Source organism: Flavobacterium sp. LAR06, assembly GCF_041946075.1.
Lineage (GTDB): Bacteria > Bacteroidota > Bacteroidia > Flavobacteriales > Flavobacteriaceae > Flavobacterium.
This window is the reverse complement of sequence record NZ_JAUTYT010000012.1, coordinates 186,597-208,537: the sequence shown is the minus strand read 5'-3', so window position 1 is coordinate 208,537 and position 21,941 is coordinate 186,597. Positions and strand designations below refer to the sequence as shown.

The 21,941-nt window shown below is 32.7% G+C and carries 15 protein-coding genes; 11 read left to right on the top strand and 4 right to left on the bottom strand.

The features are described 5' to 3' along the window. Positions 1 to 734: 734 nt before the first annotated feature. The 3 genes from Q7C23_RS17920 to Q7C23_RS17910 all read left to right on the top strand — a co-directional run bounded on the left by Q7C23_RS17920 (position 735) and on the right by Q7C23_RS17910 (position 3,504). On the top strand, positions 735 to 1,589 hold the full coding sequence (locus Q7C23_RS17920; protein WP_375033786.1) for a fumarylacetoacetate hydrolase family protein: 855 nt from the start codon (positions 735 to 737) through the stop codon (positions 1,587 to 1,589). Positions 1,590 to 1,605: 16 nt separating this feature from the next. Continuing rightward, the gene (locus tag Q7C23_RS17915; protein WP_375033785.1) at positions 1,606 to 2,619 is read left to right on the top strand and encodes a zinc-binding alcohol dehydrogenase family protein; all 1,014 of its coding nucleotides are present in this window, start codon (positions 1,606 to 1,608) and stop codon (positions 2,617 to 2,619) included. An 87-nt stretch (positions 2,620 to 2,706) separates the two neighbouring features. After that, the gene (locus Q7C23_RS17910) at positions 2,707 to 3,504 is read left to right on the top strand and encodes an SDR family oxidoreductase (protein WP_375033784.1); all 798 of its coding nucleotides are present in this window, start codon (positions 2,707 to 2,709) and stop codon (positions 3,502 to 3,504) included. A 176-nt stretch (positions 3,505 to 3,680) separates the two neighbouring features. Here the strand turns inward: Q7C23_RS17910 and Q7C23_RS17905 are convergent, their stop codons facing one another. From Q7C23_RS17905 to Q7C23_RS17890, 4 genes are read right to left on the bottom strand one after another with little or no spacing between them, the layout of a single operon-like run. After that, positions 3,681 to 6,098 (bottom strand): ABC transporter permease, encoded by a 2,418-nt coding sequence (locus Q7C23_RS17905; RefSeq protein WP_375033783.1) that lies wholly within the window; start codon positions 6,096 to 6,098, stop codon positions 3,681 to 3,683. A 1-nt stretch (position 6,099) separates the two neighbouring features. Beyond that, entirely contained in the window at positions 6,100 to 8,511 is a 2,412-nt protein-coding gene (locus tag Q7C23_RS17900) for an ABC transporter permease (RefSeq protein ID WP_375033782.1), read from the bottom strand. A gap of 1 nt (position 8,512) precedes the next feature. Further along, complete coding sequence (locus tag Q7C23_RS17895) at positions 8,513 to 10,948, bottom strand: ABC transporter permease (RefSeq protein WP_375033781.1); 2,436 nt, start codon at positions 10,946 to 10,948, stop codon at positions 8,513 to 8,515. Positions 10,949 to 10,952: 4 nt separating this feature from the next. Continuing rightward, positions 10,953 to 11,666 carry an ABC transporter ATP-binding protein gene (locus Q7C23_RS17890; protein ID WP_375033780.1) on the bottom strand — a complete coding sequence of 238 codons (714 nt, stop codon included), beginning with the start codon at positions 11,664 to 11,666 and terminating at the stop codon, positions 10,953 to 10,955. 276 nt (positions 11,667 to 11,942) lie between these two features. On the opposite strand from Q7C23_RS17890, the gene Q7C23_RS17885 reads away from it, so the two are divergent. The 8 genes from Q7C23_RS17885 to Q7C23_RS17850 all read left to right on the top strand — a co-directional run bounded on the left by Q7C23_RS17885 (position 11,943) and on the right by Q7C23_RS17850 (position 21,869). Continuing rightward, entirely contained in the window at positions 11,943 to 13,292 is a 1,350-nt protein-coding gene (locus Q7C23_RS17885) for a sigma-54-dependent transcriptional regulator (RefSeq protein ID WP_375033779.1), read from the top strand. A 1-nt stretch (position 13,293) separates the two neighbouring features. Then, the gene (locus tag Q7C23_RS17880; protein WP_375033778.1) at positions 13,294 to 14,628 is read left to right on the top strand and encodes a PAS domain-containing sensor histidine kinase; all 1,335 of its coding nucleotides are present in this window, start codon (positions 13,294 to 13,296) and stop codon (positions 14,626 to 14,628) included. 84 nt (positions 14,629 to 14,712) lie between these two features. Continuing rightward, entirely contained in the window at positions 14,713 to 15,132 is a 420-nt protein-coding gene (locus Q7C23_RS17875) for a VOC family protein (RefSeq protein ID WP_375033777.1), read from the top strand. A 253-nt stretch (positions 15,133 to 15,385) separates the two neighbouring features. Then, the gene (locus tag Q7C23_RS17870; protein ID WP_375033776.1) at positions 15,386 to 16,750 is read left to right on the top strand and encodes a hypothetical protein; all 1,365 of its coding nucleotides are present in this window, start codon (positions 15,386 to 15,388) and stop codon (positions 16,748 to 16,750) included. 119 nt (positions 16,751 to 16,869) lie between these two features. Next, positions 16,870 to 18,240, top strand: a complete 1,371-nt coding sequence (locus tag Q7C23_RS17865) for a hypothetical protein (protein WP_375033775.1) — start codon at positions 16,870 to 16,872, stop codon at positions 18,238 to 18,240. Positions 18,241 to 18,781: 541 nt separating this feature from the next. Further along, positions 18,782 to 19,480 carry a helix-turn-helix domain-containing protein gene (locus Q7C23_RS17860; RefSeq protein ID WP_375033774.1) on the top strand — a complete coding sequence of 233 codons (699 nt, stop codon included), beginning with the start codon at positions 18,782 to 18,784 and terminating at the stop codon, positions 19,478 to 19,480. 153 nt (positions 19,481 to 19,633) lie between these two features. Further along, on the top strand, positions 19,634 to 20,719 hold the full coding sequence (locus Q7C23_RS17855) for a serine hydrolase domain-containing protein (protein WP_375033773.1): 1,086 nt from the start codon (positions 19,634 to 19,636) through the stop codon (positions 20,717 to 20,719). A gap of 304 nt (positions 20,720 to 21,023) precedes the next feature. Then, positions 21,024 to 21,869 carry a class I SAM-dependent methyltransferase gene (locus tag Q7C23_RS17850; RefSeq protein WP_375033772.1) on the top strand — a complete coding sequence of 282 codons (846 nt, stop codon included), beginning with the start codon at positions 21,024 to 21,026 and terminating at the stop codon, positions 21,867 to 21,869. Positions 21,870 to 21,941 lie beyond the last annotated feature (72 nt).

Genomic DNA, 21,941 nt, shown 5'->3' with positions numbered 1-21,941 from the left:
GTGGGAGAGTATGTCGTCGCCTTTCTTTTTAAAACCCTGTTTCTAACGAAACGGGGTTTTTTGTTTTACATTACTTTGTGTTTTTTAACCGCAAAATACGCAAAGGATATTTTCCTTTCTGCTAACGTTACCTTTATTAAGGCTTCTAAGCTGTTCATTGCGAACTTTGCGTAATCCCTTGCGTTCTTTGCGGTTAAATAGCAGTTGCTGTACCTGATTTCTTCTGAATACAAAACTATGCGTTACTCTGGATTGGAATTTGGAATTTAAAAATTGGACTTTCTTTTGAAAACAATACTTGCTTTTTGCCGTAGACTGCCAAGCGTGGAATTATTAAAGGATTTATTGATTAGATAAACCCGTTTTAAGTAACATGAATAATCTAATTTTCTAAAATTAGAAACCAGATTGAATCAAAAAAAGATTTGCTTGTGCTATTTGGAAGCATCCTGAAGTTAGTTTTTTTCGACAAATTTCACGAAAAGTGTTATAATGTATTAAGTTTAGCCATTTTGGGAAAATTCCACCGAAAATATATCTAAAAATATTAATATTAAAATATACTTTTGTAATTGTGTTTTTTACATTTATTAATTTTGGAAATAATTTTTTAAAATTATAAACCGTAAATATAAAGAATTAATGGCGTTAAATAAAAACTTATAGGCTTCTGTGATATTAGTAATTAAAATAAAAAAAACTTAGTATTTCAGAACCTTAGCAACTTAAAAGAAATGAAATTAATACGTTTTGGAGAAATAGGAAAAGAAAAACCGGGAGTTTTAATTGGTGAAAAGAGATATGATGTTTCGTCAATTGTAACAGATTTTAATGAAAGCTTTTTTGAAGAAAATGGCCTGGAGAAATTACAGAAAGCATTAGATAGTAATCCGACTTTACCGGAAGTGGATACAAATGTACGTTTAGGATCTCCGGTGGCGAGACCTTCAAAAATAATCTGTATTGGTTTGAATTATGTGGATCATTGTAAAGAAACCGGTGCGCCAATTCCAACAGAACCAATTATCTTTTTTAAATCGACTACTTCTTTGTGCGGACCAAATGACAATTTAATCATTCCGAAGAACAGTGAAAAAACAGACTGGGAAGTGGAACTGGCATTTGTAGTAGGTAAAAAAGCAAGTTATGTAGAAGAAGCAGAAGCTTTGGATTATGTTGCTGGATACGCCTTATTGAACGACTACAGTGAAAGAGCATTTCAAATCGAACGTGGTGGACAATGGGCTAAAGGAAAAGGAAGTGATACATTCGCACCTCTTGGACCCTTTTTGGCTACAAAAGATGAAGTAAAAGATGTTGATAATTTATCAATGTGGCTGACTGTAAACGGTCAAAAATACCAAGACAGTAATACATTAAATCTGGTTTTCAAGATTCCATTTTTGGTACATTATTTAAGCCAGTTTATGACTTTGCTTCCTGGTGATATCATCAGTACAGGAACACCTCCTGGAGTCGGTTTGGGAATAAAACCAGAACCTATTTATCTTAAACCAGATGATGTTGTAGAATTAGGAATTGAAGGTTTGGGGACTAGTAAACAAACCGCAGTTGCATACAAAAAATAATTTAAAAGAAAATGCTATGAAATTTATAGTATGCGAAAAACCGCAAGAGTTTATTCTAAGAGAGAAGGCAATTCCGGAACCAAAAGAAGGTGAAGTTTTATTGAAGATTAAAAGAATTGGAATTTGTGGTACCGATATTCACGCTTTTGGAGGGACACAACCTTATTTCGAATACCCAAGAATTCTAGGCCATGAACTTGCTGCAGAATATATAAAAGGAAATGCAAAAGGTTTTGAACCGGGCGATAAAGTAACTTTTATTCCATACTTTAATTGTGGAAAATGTGTTGCCTGCAGAAACGGACTAACCAATTGTTGTGTTAATATTAAAGTTTTTGGAGTTCATATTGATGGTGGTATGGCAGAATATGTAACCATTCCGGAGCAATATTTACTTCACGGTCAAGGCTTGGATTATGATCAATTAGCATTAGTTGAACCATTAGCGATTGCAGCGCACGGAGTACGAAGAGCAGCAGTCAAACCTACTGATGCCGTTTTAGTAATGGGTGCTGGTCCAATTGGTATCGGATTGATCCAGTTTGCTAAAATTGCCGGGGCTAAAGTAATCGTGATGGATATCAACGAATATAGATTAGGTTTTTGTAAAGACGAACTAAATGCTGATGAAACTATAAATCCATTACACGATGATGTGGCTCAAAAATTAGCAGAAATTACAAATGGCGATATGGCTAATGTTGTGATTGATGCAACCGGAAACCAAAAAGTGATGAACAGCGCTTTTAACTACATTTCTCATGGTGGCCGATTTGTTTTGGTTGGACTTCAAAAAGGTGAATTGAGTTTCAGTCATCCTGATTTCCATAAAAGAGAATCCACTTTAATGAGTAGCAGAAATGCCACCATTGAAGATTTTGAATATGTAATGGAATGTCTTAAAAACGGAAAGATTGATCCGAAAAAATACATTACACACAGAACAAGTTTCTCAGAAATGATTACTGATTTTGGACAATTAATTGATCCAAAAAATAATGTAATTAAAGCGTTGATTGAGATAGAATAAACTATTATCTACAGGATATCCGACAGATTTTTTATCCCGAGCTTTCGGGACTGTCGGGTTTCACTAGACACCTTAATAACCACAAAAATGGATTTAAATTTAAAAGATAAAATTGTTGTCGTGTCGGGTTCGGCAGGAAAACAAGGCAGTATTGGAGAAACTATTATTAACCGATTGGCTGATGAAGGAGCAATTCCGGTATTAGTAGACAAAAATAACAGAGGTTTTGGTTATGCTCAAGCTCTTCAAAAGAAAGGAATAGATGCTTTGTTTGTACAAACAGATGTTACCGATCCTGTTGAAATCGAAAACGCTGTTAAAACTATAGTTACAAAATACGGAAGAATCGATGCTGTAATTAACAATGTTGGTGTAAATGACGGTGCTGGTTTAGATTCGACATACGAGGAATTCATGAATTCTTTGAAACTAAATGTAGTAAGTTATTTTCTTTTAGTGAAATACGCACTTCCTTATCTAAAAAAATCAAAAGGAAATATCCTGAATATTGGTTCTAAAGTTGCTTTGACCGGGCAAGGAGGAACTTCAGGTTATGCTGCTGCTAAAGGTGGAGTTTTAGGATTGACCAGAGAATGGGCAGTTGATTTAATTCAATATGAAATTCGTTCCAACGCCATTATTATTGCCGAAAGTTATACTCCAGCATATGAAGACTGGATTAAAACATTACCGGATGGAGAAGTTGTTTTGAAAAAAATCAATAAAAGTATTCCGTTAAAAGGAAGAATGACCCAGACAGAAGAAATTGCAGATACCGCACTTTTTATTATTTCAGATCGTTCGTCTCACACAACAGGACAATTTGTTTTTGTTGATGGAGGATATGTGCATTTGGATCGTGCTTTAATCAATGATGTAAATTAAAACTATATGAATAACCGAATTGATACATACCAATAATAAAAAGAAGCTATTAAAGAAAGCTTCAATTGGAAATACAATTGCGGTTTCTTCACTAGGTATAAAAGTTGAATGATGTAAAAAAAACATAAAAAAAACTCCATTAGAAATAATGGAGTTTTTTACTTTACAAGATCTTCTTATTCATATTTCAAATACTGCAAAATATCAGTTTTTGTAGCTGAATAAGCTCTTGAAAGTACAATGATTAAAGTCAGAATTAATAAAATGATGAATCCGAGAATAAATGGAAATATACTAATGTCTATTCTAAAAGCAAAATTCTCCAGCCATTTGTTTAGTAAATAATAAACTGGAAACAACGCGATTATAAAGCCAATGATGCAATACAAAATATATTGTTTGGATAATTCTTTTAGTAGAACATTTGTGTCGGCGCCGAGCGTTTTTCTGATGGCGATTTCTTTCATTCGTCTTTGTATCGAATACGATGCTAAGGCGAATAAACCAAAAAGCGCAATTAGAATTACCACAATGTTTAGCAGTGAAAACAAGTTTTTTTGCTTTACATATGATTCATAGGTTCTCGCATATTCTTTATCTACGAAATCATATTGAAATGGATATTCGGTATCGACTTTCGACCATAATTTTTGGATATCGGCAATCGTATTTTCCAGATCATCCTGTTTTAGTTTTGCATAAACCTTGTTAATGTTCTGTGTCATACCAAACATTTTGATATTATAAAAAGCAATTGGCGGCACTTTTGATTCAGGACTTAATAAGCTAAAATCCTGTACAATACCAATTATTTTTAATTTCTGTTCTCTAATTACAAGTTCCTTGCCAAGAGGATCTTTAAGGTTCATTAATTTTAATGCGCTTTCGTTTATGATCACAGAATTTATAGTGTCTGAAGCAAGTTTTCTATCAAAATTTCTCCCCTTAATTATTTTGATGTTCAACATTTCAAACATGCCAAAATCTAAAGGGATAACGCGTTCTTTAAAAAGTTCATCATTGTATAAAACCCCGGATATAGAATTGTCTGAACCATCAAACGCAATAAGGCCAGTGGAGATTTGTTCGACTCCTTTAATTTTGCTGAGCTGCTGTTTTATGATGTTGTATTTGTCGTAAATATTTTGGGCTGCATTTTCTCCCTGGTAATCAATCGATGAAAAATTTAAAGAAAGCGAAATTACCTGATCGCCCTTAAAACCCAAATTTTTAGTCTGTAAATATTTAATTTGTTGGTATACGATATTGGAGCCAATAATAAAAAAGGCAGCAATGGCAAACTGAAAAATAAGCATTCCGTTACGCAGCCAGATACCGTTTTTACTTCTTCCGAAATTTCCTTTCAAAACTTTAAAAGTTTCGAAATTGGATATATAAATGGCTGGAAATAATCCTGCCGCCAAAATTGTAATGATAAAAATCAATAGCAATTGTATATAAAACTGACTGGCAAGAAGTACAATGTTTTTGTTTAAAAAGTTGTTGTAATATGGCAAAGTCAACTCTACAATTACTAGCGCCAGTAAAATAGAAAAAGTCGTGGTTAAAACCGTTTCAAAAAGAAACTGATTAACAATATCGCCTTTTGATGCACCCGAAATTTTACGGACGCCAACTTCTTTCGCTCGTTTTACGGCATTAGCAGTTGCGAGATTGATGTAATTCACAATCGACAAAATGAGAATCAAAAGAGATAAACCCATCATGATCATCAAAAACTGATAGTTTCCTCGTGCTTCAGGATAACCATCTATTAACGAATGTAGTCTGGCTTTTGATAAAGGTTCAAGAATAACTGTAAAATACCCCACTTTTTTAGTCATAACTTCGACTGTAAAACCGGCTTCTTTGGCAATTTTCGCAATAAAATCGTGGTTATAAAGTCTTTCGAGTTTCTGTCTTGTAAGGTCAACTTTTGATGGGTCCTTTACTTTTAATAATAACTTTAAAAGAAACGGACCAGTCAATCCGGCAGTTGTATATTGTTTCATTTTATTGATGATGACATTTGGCGCAATCGAAGAATTTCCTGGAATATGGTACACGGCCCTTACAGAAAACAGCTGGTCAAAACATTTTATTTGTTTTCCAATGGGGTTTTCATTTCCAAAAATCCTTTTAGCCGTAATATCTGAAATAGCAATGCTCGAATCATCTTTTATAGCTGAAATGGAATCACCTTTAATAATTTTGAAAGGAAAAAAAGAAAAGAAGTTTTGTTCGACATTAATAATTTTATCTACAAATTCCTTTTTTCCTTTGTAAATAATTTTATCCTTTTGATACCAGGAATCAGCATATAGTATAGATTTAACATTTGGATCCTGGTCTAAAGTCGGTTTCAGGAATAAGGCACAATCTGACCCGACGGGTGTATCGCTTAGTTGAACCAAAACCTGATAAACATTCTCTTTTTCAGGATTCCAGGCATTGTAACTTTGTTCGTCGTTCCAGTAAAGTAATGCGAATATTAATCCCGCGATTCCTATTGATAATCCTAAAACATTTAAGGCCGTAAAGAACTTGTTGTTTTTGAAGTGATAAATAAATATGTTGATCCAGTTTTTTAGCATTTTACTCGTATTTTAAGTATTTAAGAACATCAATTTTGGTTACCTGGTAAGCTTTTGCCAGTACAATTGTTAAGGTTAGGAGCATTAACGCAATAAGGGCAACAAAGAAAGGAAGTAGTGGAATGTCAATTCTGAAAGCAAAATTTTCAAGCCATTTTCGCAATAAAAGATAGGCGGGAATTATTCCGATCGCAAAACCGATCAGACAGAAAAGCACGTATTGTTTGGATAATTCCTTCAGTAAAATATTGGTTTCAGCGCCTAATGTTTTTCTGATCGCGATTTCTCTCAATCTTCTTTCCATAGAAAACGAGGCTAAAGCAAACAATCCGAAAACGGCAATCAGAATTACAATTCCGTTTAAGAGTGAAAATAACTGACTTTGATCCTGATATTTTTTATAAGTCCTGGCAAAGTTTCTGTCGACGAAGTTGAATTCGAATGGATATTCCGTATTGACTTTAGTTGTCCAGAATTTATCGATGGCAGCGATCGTCTCGGGCATTTCCTGAGGTGCAATTTTTACAGAGATATTTTGTAAATCTTTCTCCATTCTTTCGATTGCCGTGATATGTAAAAAAACCATGGGAGAAATTTGGTTATCAAGCCCAAAATAATGGAAGTCTTTTACAATCCCAATCACTTTGAATTTTTGACCATCCCAAACAACTTCCTTGTTTATTGGATCCTTTTCCAACAATGTTTTAGCCGCAGTTTCATTCAGTAAAATACTGTTGATACTGTCTGAGGCAAATTTGCTTGACAAGTCTCTCCCTTTTATTATCGGAATTCCTAAAACATCGAGCATTCCAAAATCAATAGCCATTTGTTGCGTTATAACTTCCTTATTGGTTTTATAATGTAAACCAGACCAAGAATTAATATTCGTTCCAATAGAAAATACTCCTGCAGACACAGCCTGAACACCTTTTATTTTTAAAAGTTCTTGTTTGATTGTTTTGTATCTTTCAAATTGCTTCTGACCTCTTTTAGGTTTAAAAGAAATATCCATCACTTGCGCTCCTTTGAAACCTAAATCTTTCTGCGCCATAAAGTTTACCTGTTGGTACACGATAAAGGATCCAATGATAAAAAAGGTTGCAATAGCAAATTGCAAAACGAGCATTCCGTTTCTGAGCCAGATTCCATTTTTACTGCGCGAGAAGTTTCCTTTTAAAACCTTCAAAGGTTCAAAATTTGAAATATAGATGGCTGGCAAAACTCCGGAAACTAAGATGACAATTACAAAAATGAATATCAGTTGCAAATAAAACTGAGAACCTTCCAGAATTAGATTCTTGCTTAAAAGTGAATTGTAAAAAGGCAATGAAAGTTCAACGATTACCAAGGCCAATAAGAGCGAAAACAATGTAATTAAAGTAGTTTCAAATACAAATTGGGTAATAATTTGTGGTTTTGTAGCACCCACAATTTTTCTTACTCCAACTTCTTTGGCACGTTTTATAGCATTTGCGGTAGCGAGATTAATATAATTTACAATCGACAGCAACAAAATAAGAATGGATAATCCCATTAAGATCCTTAAAAATTGGAGATTTGCAGTTCCTTCTGGAAAAGGGTAATTTCCCTGAAAAAGTCGTGAACCGGCAAACGGAAGTAATTTCGCTTTGGTGACGTATCCATACTTTTTTAAATACATTTCATAACTAATACCTTCGTCCTTTGCCTGTTTTTTGTAGTTATGCTCGACGTAGATTTCATTTAGATCTTTGAGGACAGCAGTCGTATCGCTTTGCTTTTTTAATTTTAGCATTAAACCGTAGCTAAACCCCCAGTTTTCTTTGTTTCTTTCCAGGTCTTCCTCGATTATAGAGGTAACAGCAGCCGGCATTACAGAAGATTTTTCAGATAAGCGATAAACGCCACGAACAACGAAATATTTCTCAGCGTATTTAACCTGTTTGCCCATTGGGTTTTCATTTTTGAACAAACGGGAAACTGTTTTTTCAGATAAAGCGATACTGTTACGATCATGGATAGCACTTTTTCCGCTTCCCTGAATAAACTCAAAAGGGAAGAAAGAAAAGAAATTACTTTGTGCCGAGAAAATTTTATCTACCAGTTCTGTTTTGCCATTACATTGTATCGTTTCTTTAGTGTAAAAAGTATTAAAATAGCAATATTCCTGCAAAGCAGAAGAAGTTGATTTTAAGATTGGAGCTGGTATAGGCGAATTTACAGCCCAAACATTACCACTGCCAATGTCATTTAAAACAGCATAAATTTTATCTTTTTCCGGATTCCATTCATCATACGAATGTTCCTCATTCCAATACAAAATCGCGAAAATTAATCCCGCAATTCCAATACCCAAACCCAAAACATTCAAACTTGTAAAAAGCTTGTTGTTTTTGATGTGGTATATAAATATGTTAGTCCAGTTCTTTAGCATGTTACTCGTATTTTAAATATTTTAATATATCAACTTTTGTAGCCTGATAAGCTCTGGTAAGTACTACAAGCAAGGTTAAGAAAAGCAAAATCACAAATCCCATTAGAAAAGGATAAATGGAAATGTTGATTCTAAAAACAAAATCTTCAAGCCATTTGTTCAATAAATAATAAACAGGAAAAAGTGCAATCAAAAATCCAATGAGACAGAAAATAATGTATTGTTTGGAAAGCTCTTTGAGTAAAACAGTTGTTTCGATGCCTAAGGTTTTTCTAATGGCAATTTCTTTCATTCGACTTTGTATTGAATAAGAAGCCAGAGCGAAAAGTCCAAAAAGTGCAATAAGAATTACAATTACATTCAATAATGAAAAAAGGTTTTTCTGATTTATATACTCCTTATAATGTCGGGCATAGGCCTTATCTACAAAATCATATTTAAAAGGGGAATCTGCATCAATATTTTTTGTCCAGAATTTTTCGAGTTCCGAAATAGTATGCTGCATTTCGTTTGGACCTACTTTTACAAAAATATGATTGACATTGGCATTCATCCAATCGATAGTGTTAAGATGAAAAAACACCATTGGCGGAATTTCAGCTTTTGGTCCCCAAAGATTAAAATCTTTTACAACACCAATAATTTTGAGTTTATGATCATTCCAGTTTATAATCTTACCAACCGGATTTTTTTCATTCATTTGTTTCATTGCCGTTTCATTGATCATCATTGAATTTATACTGTCAGATGCAATTCGGTTATCAAAATAGCGGCCCTGAGTCATTTTGATCTTTAGCATTTCGAGCATTCCAAAGTCAACAGCCATATTATAACTCTGGATATTTTTATCATGATAAGTAAAAGTTGCTGAAGTAGCACCTCCGGTTACAAACGAAAAGGCTCCTGTACTTACTTGAGAGACGCCTTTAATTTTGGCAATTTCTTGTTTAAGCGTTTCGTATCTTTTGTATATAGCCTGTTCTGCTTTAGGATCATTAGGATCAAAATTTGGCTTTTTGTAGTTGATTTCCAAAACCTGATCGCCTCTAAAACCTAAATCTCGTTGATTTAAATAGTTTACCTGTTCAGATACAATGTAAGATCCTACAATGAAAAAAGAGGCAATTGAAAATTGTAAAATCAGCATTCCATTGCGGAGCCAAATACCATTTTTGCTCCTTCCGAAATTTCCTTTGAGTACCTTCAAAGTTTCAAAATTTGAAATATAAACGGCTGGAAATACACCGGCAAGAATTACAGTAACAACAAAAATGACAATTACTTCAAGAAAAAACTCATTTCCGCTAATGCTTAATTTTTTTTCTAAAAAATTATTATAATAAGGCAGAGATAATTCCACAATGACTAATGATAGCAGTATGGAAAATGAAGTAATGATGATTGTTTCAAAAATAAATTGAAGTACAATATTGTTTTTTGATGCTCCGATGATTTTTCGAACTCCAACTTCTTTCGCTCTCTTTATCGCATTTGCGGTTGCTAAGTTGATATAATTAAAGATCGATAAGATTAAAATCAAAACAGATAATACCATCATAATTACCAAAAATTGATAATTGCCCTGTCCTTCGGCGTATCCATCTACAATAGAATGTAAACGGGCTTCCTTTAAGGATTCCAAAAATATTTTGATATCGCTGCCACCATTTTTTTTCTCCCATTCAGCAACAGTAAGTCCCTGCTCGCGGGCAAATCTTACGGTACGGTTTTGGTATAATAGATTTTCCATTTTATCTATTACCTTTTGTTTGTTAGCAGGGTTTTTTAATTTCAATAATAATCCGGCAGTAAAACTTCCCCAACTATCTCTGTCAATAGACAATCTTTCGTCTATAAGATTGATAACAGCTTCCGGAGCTAAAGACGATTTTCCAGGAATGGTATAAATACCCGTAACAACCAGTTTTTTATTGTCATAGGTAACGGTTTTGCCAATTGCATTGGTATTTCCAAAGAGATTTATGGCGGTTTGCTCAGAAATAGCAATGCTTGTTTTGTCTTTTAATGCAGTCCTGGCATTTCCTTTTAGAAAAGGAAATGGAAACATTTCGAAAAAAGTTTTTTGAGCATCGATGATTTTAAAACTGCCTTTTTTGTTTTCGTATCGAAGCGGTTTTTCGTTATACCAACTGTCCAGATAACAATAACTTTCAATTTCTTTGAAATCCGTTTTAAAGTAATCTTCAAATGAAGCGACATTGCTTGCCCAAAAATTAGTTGGACTCACCTGGCTTATAGATTGAAAAACGATTTCTTTATTCGGATTCCAGTCATTATAACTTTGTTCCTCATTCCAGTACAAAATGGCAAAAATCAGTCCGGCGATTCCAATACTCAAACCCAAAATATTCAAAGCCGTAAAAAGCTTGTTGTTTTTGATGTGGTAAATAAATATGTTGATCCAGTTTTTCAGCATGATTCTAGTTTTTTGAAGCAGCTACCAAAACGTCAACATTTCTATTGTTAGTTTTTTCAGAAAGTATAATTCCATCTTTCATCACAATGGTTTTTTGAGAGAAAGAAGCATCGTAATCGGAGTGAGTAACCATTAAAATTGTAGCTCCGTTGGCATGTAAGTCCGTTAGTAATTCCATTACTTCATTTCCGTTCTTACTGTCCAGATTTCCTGTTGGCTCATCGGCCAAAATAATTTTCGGATCATTAATTAAGGCTCTTGCAACGGCCACACGTTGTTGCTGACCTCCCGAAAGTTGTTGCGGATAATGTTTCAATCGATGTGAAATACCTAATTTATTAGCAATCTCGTTTACTTTTTTCTTTCTTTCAGCCGATGGAACATCGTTGTAAATCAATGGCAATTCAATATTATCAAAAACTGATAGTTCATCAATTAAATTAAAATTCTGAAAGATGAAACCAATGTTTTCTTTTCTGGCCTTCGATTTTGCTTTTTCTTTAGTGCCAATCATCTCCTGACCTAAAAGCTGATAGCTTCCGCCTGAAGCACTGTCTAACAAACCAATTATATTTAGTAAAGTTGATTTTCCGCTACCTGATGGTCCCATGATGGATACAAAATCGCCCTGATTGATGTTTAATGAAATTTCGCTTAATGCATTTGTTTCTATTTCTTCAGTTCTAAAAATTTTTGAAAGTTTTGTAATGCTGATCATAATTGTTGTTTTAGATTGATGTTTTTTAAAATTTTTATTGCCGATGTAATAGAAACAAATTCGAAATTAAGATAATTCACAATATAGTTGTTAGCGCTCTATTTTTGTTACTTTTACCAGCAATAATGTTTCACATATTTGATGATTTGTTAGTCTTAATGTGATTTTCGTGCCAAAAATTTAAAGCTTGTAACTGCCTTATTTTTAAAATTTTATTTTTTAAAAGAAATTTAAACTGTCCATTTTTGGACAGCTTTCGTCCAAAACTGAACAAAAATGAAAAAGACAAATGCCTCAATATTAATCATCGACGATCAGGAAGACATCCTTTTTGCGTCGAAAGTGTTCCTGAAAAAGTATTTTGAAGACATTTATACGCTCAATAATCCGAAAAATATTGTCGAATTATTGTCAAAAAAAACAATTGATGTCGTTTTATTGGACATGAATTACCGAATAGGTTTTGAAGATGGAAGGGAAGGTTTGTATTTATTGAAAGAAATAAAAACGCTTTCGCCAAAAACGGTCGTGATTTTAATGACGGCATTTGGAAAAGTAGAAACAGCGGTTGAAGGTTTAAAAAATGGCGCTTTCGATTATATATTGAAACCGTGGGAAAACAAAAAACTCTTAGAATCAGTAAAACAAGCCGTCGATAAAGCCAGAAAAGACCAAAAGAAAACCAAGAATGTCGAAATTGAAAATGACTTTTTTGTTGGGACTTCTGAAATTATAAAAAAAGCCTATTCTCTGGCTGATAAAGTAGCAAAAACGGATGCCAATGTTTTGATTCTGGGGGAAAACGGAACCGGAAAATTTGTTTTGGCACATCATATTTATAGCCAATCCGAAAGAAAAAATAATCCTTTTGTAGCAGTCGATTTAGGTTCTTTGAATTCGAATATTTTTGAAAGTGAATTATTCGGTTACGCAAAAGGGGCTTTTACCGATGCTAAACTTGATACTCCCGGACGCTTTGAAATGGCGCAAAACGGAACCATATTTTTAGATGAAATAGGTAATGTTCCGTTGCATTTGCAATCTAAATTATTACAGGTAATTCAAACCAAAACCGTAACAAGATTGGGAGAAACCAAACCGAGACCGTTAAACGTTAGAATTATTACGGCAACCAATTTAAACCTGAAACTTGAAGTTGCGGATAAGAATTTTAGGGAAGATTTATATTACCGAATCAATACGATGGAAATTGTCTTGCCTCCGTTGCGCGAGCGAAATGAAGATAAAATTCCGCTAGCCGAATATCTTCTCGAAAAAATGATTGTCAAATACGGGAGGGATGAAATTACTTTCGACAAAAAAGTATTGGAACAAATTGAAAAACATGCGTGGAATGGGAACATCCGCGAAATGGAAAATAAAATTGAACGCGCCGTTATTCTTTGTGAAAACAATAAAATCACTGTTTCCGATTTAGATTTAGAAACCATAACGGCCTACGAAGAAACTCTGGATGATATTCAGCTTTCTTCTGTAGAAAAAGCTGCGGTTGAAAAAGCTTTGCTGAAAAACAATAATAATGTTAGTAAAACCGCGGAAGAATTAGGTTTGTCAAGAGGCGCTTTGTACCGTCGTTTAGAGAAATATAACATCAATCTTAATTAGTATGTTCAAAACATTTCAAACCTATAAACTGTTGTTTTTGAGATTAATACTGATTGTTGGAGTGATCGAAATCTCTATTTATTTTTTTAAAACCGAATTGCTTTTTACAGGAGTGTTCGGACTCTTTATTGTCTTTTTGCTGGTGCGTGAAATGTATTTTTATGTTCGGAATTTTGTTTTGCTATACGATAAAACGATTGCTTCGATCCTGCAAAATGATTTTACTTCAGATTTTTCGAATCATAAATTCAATAAAAGCTACAATGATTTATTTCAATTGTACGATGTTTTGAAAAACAAACAAAACGAACAGGTTTCAAAAGACATTATTTACCGTTCGATTTTGAATAATATTGAAACCGGAATCATCATTTTGCAAAAACAAGATTCAGATTGGGATGTCTTTTTAATGAATGACTATTTTTCGAAACAATTTAATGTTCCGAAAGTTTCAAAATGGAAATACCTGAAAAATCAGCTGCCATCGTTGTGTGAAATTATCGAAGAAGATGATTTTCAGGAAATAAAAACGTCACTGGAAATCAGCATCAACGAACAGAATAAACAAACTTTTGTTTTGCAGGCTTCCAGAACAGAAATATTTGAAAAGGATTATTTTATTGTTTTGCTGGATTCGATTCAAAACGTAGTCGAGAAGAAAGAGAAAGATGCGTGGGTAAATTTAATGAAAGTGATTTCGCATGAACTATTAAATTCCATAACGCCAATTCGTTCTATTTGCCAGAATTTGCAGGATTTGGTAGAGCAGGATTCTTTGTCGGCTGAAGATTTAGAAGATGTAAAAAACAGTGTCGAAACGATGTTAAGACGAAGTGATCATTTACAGAAATTTGTTGAAGGGTATCGAAAATTAGCCATGTTGCCTTCTCCAAAAAAAGAAAAAATAGAATTAGAACATTTGATTGAGAATGGTATTCAGGTGATGAGTACGTTATTTAAAGAAAACGGAATTGAAGTTATAAACGAAATTAATTTTAAACGTTGGATTGAAGTGGATGCACAGCAGATCGAACAGGTTTTAATTAATCTTCTAACCAATTGTATTCATGCTTTAAAAAATGTTTTTGAAAAGAAGATTTTCATTTCGGCGGAAGCCAAGGAAAACAGAACTTTCATCAGAATAACAGATAATGGAAACGGAATAGAAAAAGAAATTGAAGACAAAATATTTCTGCCTTTTTTCACCACCAGAAATGAAGGAGCCGGAATTGGCCTTACTTTATCTAAAAACATTATTGAGGCGCATGGCGGCTATATTTCGTATAAAAGTGAAGTAGGAAATACTGTTTTTGAGATTTGTTTGGTGGAAGCTTGATAATGAATGATTTAGTTGCAGGAATAGCGTGTTAAAAAGTTATAGTTTCTTAAATTTGTGAAACTACAATCAAAAAAGCTAATTATGGAAGACTCAAAAAAACAATCAGATAACTCAGCCTCTGATAAAACACCAAAAGTGACAGGAATTGGAGGGATTTTCTTTTTTTCAGATAATCCGAAGGACACAAAAGATTGGTATGCGAAAAATTTAGGACTTGATGTAAACGATTGGGGTTCGACTTTTGAATCCAGAAACATCAATAATCCGGATGAGATCGAAGCGCTTCAATGGAGCACTTTCAAAAGAGGAGATGATTATTTTGCGCCATCCAAAAAAGAGTTTATGATTAACTATAGAGTTCAGAATCTGGAAGGGCTTTTAGAAAAATTGAAACAAAATGGTGTTACTATCTTAGATGAAGTTGCTGCTTACGACTACGGAAAATTTGTCCATATTATGGATGCTGATGGTAATAAAATAGAACTTTGGGAACCGATGTAAAAAGAATATAACTTCATATAATGTCAATAAGAAACTCCATTAGAAATAATGGAGTTTTTTGTTTTTATAAAGTTTTCAATCGGTTTTTTTCAATCTTTTATGAAGAGGTTTTCTGTAAAATAATTTTAAAATTCACTTCGAAAACTTATTTATTCTTGTAATAAAATTAGTTCTATATTAGCGATAAATTTAAGTTGCAAACATCTTTATGTAAACCATTGAATCCACTGAAAAAGAAAAATAAATTGCTTTGATGAACACAATACTTTGGAATGAAATTTTAAACTTTGAGTTAAACAATCCTAATGATCAGTATGGGTTTCGAACAAGATTAGCTTTTGAAAATAAATGGACAATTTATTATGCGGAAATGGCTATTGTTGAATATAAAAAATTCATGTACCTCGCCGCTATTTCAAATGAAATGGTTTCACCTTCAGAAAATGTTGATATAGTCTGGCATCAGCATTTAATTTTTACTTCATCTTACGCTGATTTCTGCACACTTTTGTCCAAAAGAATAGAACATATTCCGTCGACGCACAACCCATCAGATGCCGAAAAATTTCATAAAGCGAAAGAAAGAACCAAAGAATTGTATGAGCAGCACTTTGGCAAACAGCCTAAAGAATTTTGGGAGTACAGCAATGAACTCGATTCTTTGAATTTAAATAAAAGCAAGATTGAAATAGAGACACTAAAAAGAGTGTTTTTAGGATTGTTTGCAATTTTTATTTTTCCAATTTATTATATAATCAAACCCATTCTCATACAAATTGGAAATCCTGATTTTCTAATTATATATATTTTATTCTTTGCAGCGGTAATCGCTTTGTTAATGCGTTTTGCAAAAACAGCCTTCGCATCCTTTTATGAACGTATACAATCAAACTTCATTTTACGAAATCTGACTCCTTTTGAATTGGTTTTTCTCCAGAATAACAAGCTGGAATTTGTTATTCATGGTGTGGTAAATAATTTAATCAGAAATAAAAAGATTGTAGTTTTAACCAATAATAGATTAGAACTGATTGATGATAGTTTGACGGATGATAAGTACGAAAATTGTGTTATTGAAATCATGAAAGAATACGAACCGATGCCGTATCCTCAATTATTTAGAATAGTAGCACGAAATCCGATATATGAACAGCTTGAAAAAGCAGTTGGCCGAATTAGAAAAACCATTGTAGACTCAAGGCAATTTATGCAGATTATAAAAATTGTTCTGCTAATTTTTGGCCTCCTTTTAAGTATTGGTTTTAGCAGAATTATTTCTGGAATTTCACGAGATAAACCTGTAACATTTTTAGTGTTTACTCTTTTTGCACTTTTAATAATAACTAGGATTTATTTTAGAAAAATAGTGACTTATCTTTTTAGTACCACAATGCCATTAGTTTTTACAAATGAAAAAATGAATTCATATACTGCAAAAGACTGGCACTGGAATTATTTTCTGTATGGAGAAGTGTTATTAGTGAGTTCTTTTCTTCCTTTAACGGGATATTTAAACAGAAATGCAGATTCTGGCAGTGGATCAAGTTGTGGAAGTTCTTGCGGAAGCTCATGTAGTAGTTCTTGCGGAAGCTCATGTGGGGGATGTGGAGGAGATTAATTCTGAAATGAAAAACATAGGAATTTTTGTTTAGGTATGTTTCCGTTATTAATTTTCGAAGCTGATGAACTTAAATTTTAGAAGAATGTATTACTTGAAAATTAATATCAAATGAAATTATGAGTAGAAGATTACTTGTTTGTTTAATGCTTTGTACAACCTTGACATTTGCACAAAAAACAACCTTCAAAATTAAATATTCTGAACCATTGGCTGTTTTTATTTTTTTGCAAAATCTTTCTGAAAATTATCCTGAAAATGTTTTCAAAACTGAATTTCAAAAATCAAAATACAATACGGATTACTATAAAAATATAATTTCAAAATTTGATAAATTAACTATTGACTACAGTTATCGTTTTGAAGAGTTTCCATACGGATCAAAAAAAGGTGTTCAAACAGAGGATCTTTTGAAAAAAAATCTGATTGAAACAGAAAATATAAACGAATTTAAACTTCGTTCGAATGGAATTATTCCGAACAAAATTTTAAGTGATTTAGCGCAATGTATATCTGAGTTTACACCTATTTACAACGAACTAATCTATAATCAGAACAAAGAAAAATTTGAAAAACAACTTGAAGAAATCATAAAATATTCTAACGAGCACCAAATAGGAAACTATTTTGAAACAGGGTTATTGTTTTATAATTCAAGTTGGGATAATTCAATTCCTTTCAATATCGCTTTTTACCCGTTGCCTAATTCTAAAGGATTTACAGCACAAGCGTTTTGCAATAATTTTATAAGTGCCATCCAAACCGATTTAAAATTGTATAAAGTTTTGTTTAGTGTTATGCTGCATGAAACCTTTCATATCATTTATGATGAGGAATCACTTGAAGTGAAAACAGAAATTGATACCTATTTCAAGGAAAGCAAATCAAAGTATAGTAATTACGCCTATCAAATTATGAATGAAGCCTTGGCCACAGCACTTGGAAATGGCTATGTTTATGAGCAATTAGATGGGAAAATTGATACACAGGATTGGTATAACAAAAAATATATTAATCTGATCGCAAAGCAAATTTATCCGTTAGTTAAGGAGTATATTGATCAGAAGAAATCAATTGATAAAAACTTTATTGATAATTACATCAGGATTTATGAAACGAATTTTCCGAATTGGATAAATGAACTAGATAATATAATGACTTACCGATATGTGATCTCTGAAAATGAAAAAGATTTTACCACAATAAATCAAATGTTTCGTTATCGTTCCAGAACAGAATATGAAGACCAAATCACAGAAAGCAGTATTGGAAAAATGCAGAAGGCACCTTTGACAAAAGTGATCATCATTTCAAAAAACAATGCTGAAAAACTAAAATTGGTAAAAAGTAAATTTGCGGCATTAAAAAATTGGCACTTTAATGCCAACAAAGAGTTTGCGGAGAAAATATTCTTAGAAGATAAAAGTCAATTGATAATTGTGAATCAAAAGAACTCGACACTTGAAGCATTATTAAAACTGATAAAGTAGAGAGGGTTTAGCAATTGAAATTGTTACTTATTTGTAGTAAAAATATTTCCTATATTCGCCGGAAGACTTTCCTGAAAACAACACTGAAAAAATAAAATGCTCAATGGATAAGATTAATTTATTGGTTACAATTTCTATAATAATAATTTTCATCGCATTATTTTTATCCTTGTTTTTACTGACCGTCAAAACAGCACATAAGTTAAGTAATCGTCTTTTTGCTTTTTTTCTGGTTTTGACTGCAATTGATATTAGCGCTAATCTTGGCGATTTATTATCGATTTCATTAAATGGGAGAATTTTTATAAGTTCCTTTTTTTTCCTGCAGCTCCCTACTTTTTATTTATATGTATTATCTGTCTGCTACTCTGATTTTAAGTTAAAACCAAAGCATTTAATTCATGGTGTTACTTTTTTAATTGCCAATTTAATATTGATACCCCGCTTTTACGCAGTCGACACGGATTCTAAAATCAGTTTTCTTTCAAAAATAGGCAGTAGGCCAGAAGTACAGTTCAATCATATTTTAATGCACATTCAAATGTTATTTTACATTGTTGCCGCTTTTATGATCTTGAGAAAAGCGAGAAAAATATATCTTGAAAATTATGCAGGAGCAAGCATTGAATCCCTTAATTGGTTGTTTCAGTTTACAGTGGCGCTTTCCGCTTTTTATTTTATTGCACTAGTAAAAAACATCTTTAAATTTAGCGAATATCCTAACATTTCAGCAGGATTAAAGATTGGATTGGTCTTATTTGAACTGATCATTATTTTTTGGTATTTGTATAAAGCGCTAAATAATCCAGGTCTTTTTAGAACTATTGATTCAAAATTAAAACTTGTACAAGATATAATTTCCGAAGAAAAAAATAGTGCGCAATTCACTAATGAAAAAGAGCATCATAATGAAGAGTTGTTGAAATTGCGACAATATATGATGAAAGAAAAACCATTTCTTAGTTCTTCTTTAACCATTCAGGATATTTCTGCCGCTATTGAAATTCCTGTGCGAGACTTGTCTCTTTTAATTAATCATACTTTAGAACAGCATTTTTACGATTTTGTTAATGCTTATCGTATAGAAAGTGCGATGGATATTTTAAAAGATAGTACAAAAAGTAAGCTGACTATTTTAGAAATTTTATACGAAGTAGGTTTTAATTCAAAATCTTCTTTCAACACTGCTTTCAAAAAACACACAGGTTATACGCCAACTGCTTATCGCAAAAGTCTGTAAAACAATATTTTGTAATTACTCGTACTTTTGTTTTAAACTATTCGAACTTATTTGTCTAAGCAAATGCGTTCGAGTATTTTTATTCGGTCGCGTAGCAATAATTTCCCACACATCTTTGTATCGAAATAAATCATTAACCTAAACCTCTATACAATGAAAACTCCATTAAAATTTTTAGCAGCCCTATTAGTAACAACTACATTTTCTTTTGGACAAGACTTTACCAGAAAGATTGATTCCATAATAAAGGATAGTTATCAAAAAAATCCTGGTGTAGGGATTAGTGTCGGTTTTGTCCAAAATGATAAAGAGTACTTTACAGCTTATGGTAATTTAAGTAAAGACAGTCAAATTAAAATTGATAAAAATTCCTTATTCGAAATTGCATCTATCACAAAAATTTTGACGTCAAATGTAATGGCGCAGGCAGTTCTCGAGAACAAAATAAAAGCAGATGATTATATAGATAATTTTCTTCCAAAAGATTATGTGTTACGGGAAAACCTTAAAAACAAAATAAAAATTTCAGACCTGGCATCGCATCAATCAGGTTTACCAGATATCGATTTTGGAAAATTAATAGAACTAAATCCACAACAGCCTATAAGTAGTGTAACTCAAAAAACATTGACCGATCTGGTTAATAATTGCAGTGAATTGAAAGACTATGGTAAATATCGTTATTCTACAATTGGATATACTTTGTTAGGACAAATATTAGAAACAGTGTATGGCAAAAGTTATGAGGAAATTATTAGAAATAAGATTACGAAGCCTTTAAAGATGACAAACACATTGACTAAGAACTTTAATGTAAAAAACAGAACAACAGGTCATAATTCAGAAGGTGGTGCTCAGGAATTCTTAACCTGGAATATTACAGCTCCGGGAGGGTTAGTGAAATCTACTGCAATGGATATGATTACGTATTTAAAAGCGCTTTTGAATAAAGAAACAGAAACAGGTAAAGCAGCTATTATTACAGAAAAAATCTTCTACAAGGCAGATAATAGAGAATTGGGATTAGGAGTAAATATAATGACAGATGATAAAAATACCATTTATCAAAAATCTGGAGATTCTATGGGACAATCTTCTATCATATGTTATAACAGGGTTAAAAATTGGGGTATTATAATATTGCTGGATCAAAGAAATTCGAAAATGAGACAGAACCTGTTGAATGAGATTTATGATACTGTTTTGAAAGATACACAAGCAAATAAAGCGAATTTGTAATCTTATTTTTCAAACGAATTAATTATTTAAAAACTCTGTTAGAAATAATGGAGTTTTTTGTTGTTTGAAAAAGTTATTTAGAAATCAATTTTTTTAGAAATTATTAAAATAAAATTGAAATTAATGCATTGACAATCAGTGATGTAAATTTTAATATTTTGTATCTTTGTTTGTTGAAAAATATCTTCTTCCATCCCTTACGTTTCCTTTATTAGATCTGTTTTATTGTTGCTATTAATTAGTTGTACGCCATTCTCGCTTTTGGAAGAAAAGAATCATTTTTAAACTTCAAAAAATTAAGAAAATGGAAGAGCACCTTGAACAAATTCGTGAACAGCAAAAGCAATCTTGGAACAAATTTTCCGGAGGCTGGAAAAAATGGGATGAACTCGTAATGGATTTTTTAAAACCAATGGGAGATGAAATAATTCGATTATTAAACCTGCAGGGTAACGATCTTATCCTCGATGTGGCGTCGGGTACAGGAGAGCCCGCATTGACCATTGCTGAAAAATTGTCTAAAGGCAAGGTAATTATGACTGATCTTGCCGATGATATGCTGGCAATAGCTCAGGAAAATGCAACCTTAAGAGGGATTAAAAATATTGAAACAGTTACCTGCGATGTGTGTGAACTTACTTTTCCTGATAATACGTTTGATGCCATAAGTTGTCGTTTTGGATTTATGTTTTTTCCGGACATGCTACTGGCGGCTAAAGAGATGGTTCGTGTTCTTAAACCCGGAGGGAAAATTGCCACGGCTGTCTGGAATGTACCCGAAAAGAATTTTTGGGTCACTGCTACTATGGGAACAATCAACAGAAATATGGAGCTTCCGGCCCCTCCGCCAGGTTCGCCGGGAATGTTTCGTTGTGCCAAAGACGGATTTATTTCAGATTTGTTTTTGCAAGCGGGATTAAAAAATATTTCTCAGGTAGAAGTAGCAGGAAAGCTGAACTGCAAAACAGTCGATGCTTATTGGGGTATGCAAACTGAAGTTGCGGCTCCTATAGTTGCAGCCCTCGCAAATGCCAGTGATGACATGAAAGACAAAATAAAAACCGAAGTGTATGCCTTAGTTAATGAAAGGTTTCCTGACGGGAATATTGTCATTGATTCTAGTGCTTTGGTCATTTATGGAGAGAAATAACAATAGGATTCAATGACTTTAATACCACCTGAAAAGACATAAAAAAACTCCTTAATTTTTTAAGGAGTTTTT

Bases quoted from the DNA above. Each gene is read 5' to 3' on its own strand.
- Q7C23_RS17855 (WP_375033773.1), top strand. From the start codon at position 19,634: ATGAAAACTCCATTAAAATTTTTAGCAGCCCTATTAGTAACAACTACA.
- Q7C23_RS17920 (WP_375033786.1), top strand. From the start codon at position 735: ATGAAATTAATACGTTTTGGAGAAATAGGAAAAGAAAAACCGGGAGTT.
- Q7C23_RS17910 (WP_375033784.1), top strand. From the start codon at position 2,707: ATGGATTTAAATTTAAAAGATAAAATTGTTGTCGTGTCGGGTTCGGCA.
- Q7C23_RS17850 (WP_375033772.1), top strand. From the start codon at position 21,024: ATGGAAGAGCACCTTGAACAAATTCGTGAACAGCAAAAGCAATCTTGG.
- Q7C23_RS17870 (WP_375033776.1), top strand. From the start codon at position 15,386: ATGAACACAATACTTTGGAATGAAATTTTAAACTTTGAGTTAAACAAT.
- Q7C23_RS17890 (WP_375033780.1), bottom strand. From the start codon at position 11,666: ATGATCAGCATTACAAAACTTTCAAAAATTTTTAGAACTGAAGAAATA.
- Q7C23_RS17915 (WP_375033785.1), top strand. From the start codon at position 1,606: ATGAAATTTATAGTATGCGAAAAACCGCAAGAGTTTATTCTAAGAGAG.
- Q7C23_RS17880 (WP_375033778.1), top strand. From the start codon at position 13,294: ATGTTCAAAACATTTCAAACCTATAAACTGTTGTTTTTGAGATTAATA.
- Q7C23_RS17865 (WP_375033775.1), top strand. From the start codon at position 16,870: ATGAGTAGAAGATTACTTGTTTGTTTAATGCTTTGTACAACCTTGACA.
- Q7C23_RS17875 (WP_375033777.1), top strand. From the start codon at position 14,713: ATGGAAGACTCAAAAAAACAATCAGATAACTCAGCCTCTGATAAAACA.
- Q7C23_RS17895 (WP_375033781.1), bottom strand. From the start codon at position 10,948: ATGCTGAAAAACTGGATCAACATATTTATTTACCACATCAAAAACAAC.
- Q7C23_RS17885 (WP_375033779.1), top strand. From the start codon at position 11,943: ATGAAAAAGACAAATGCCTCAATATTAATCATCGACGATCAGGAAGAC.
- Q7C23_RS17860 (WP_375033774.1), top strand. From the start codon at position 18,782: ATGTTATTTTACATTGTTGCCGCTTTTATGATCTTGAGAAAAGCGAGA.
- Q7C23_RS17905 (WP_375033783.1), bottom strand. From the start codon at position 6,098: ATGCTAAAAAACTGGATCAACATATTTATTTATCACTTCAAAAACAAC.
- Q7C23_RS17900 (WP_375033782.1), bottom strand. From the start codon at position 8,511: ATGCTAAAGAACTGGACTAACATATTTATATACCACATCAAAAACAAC.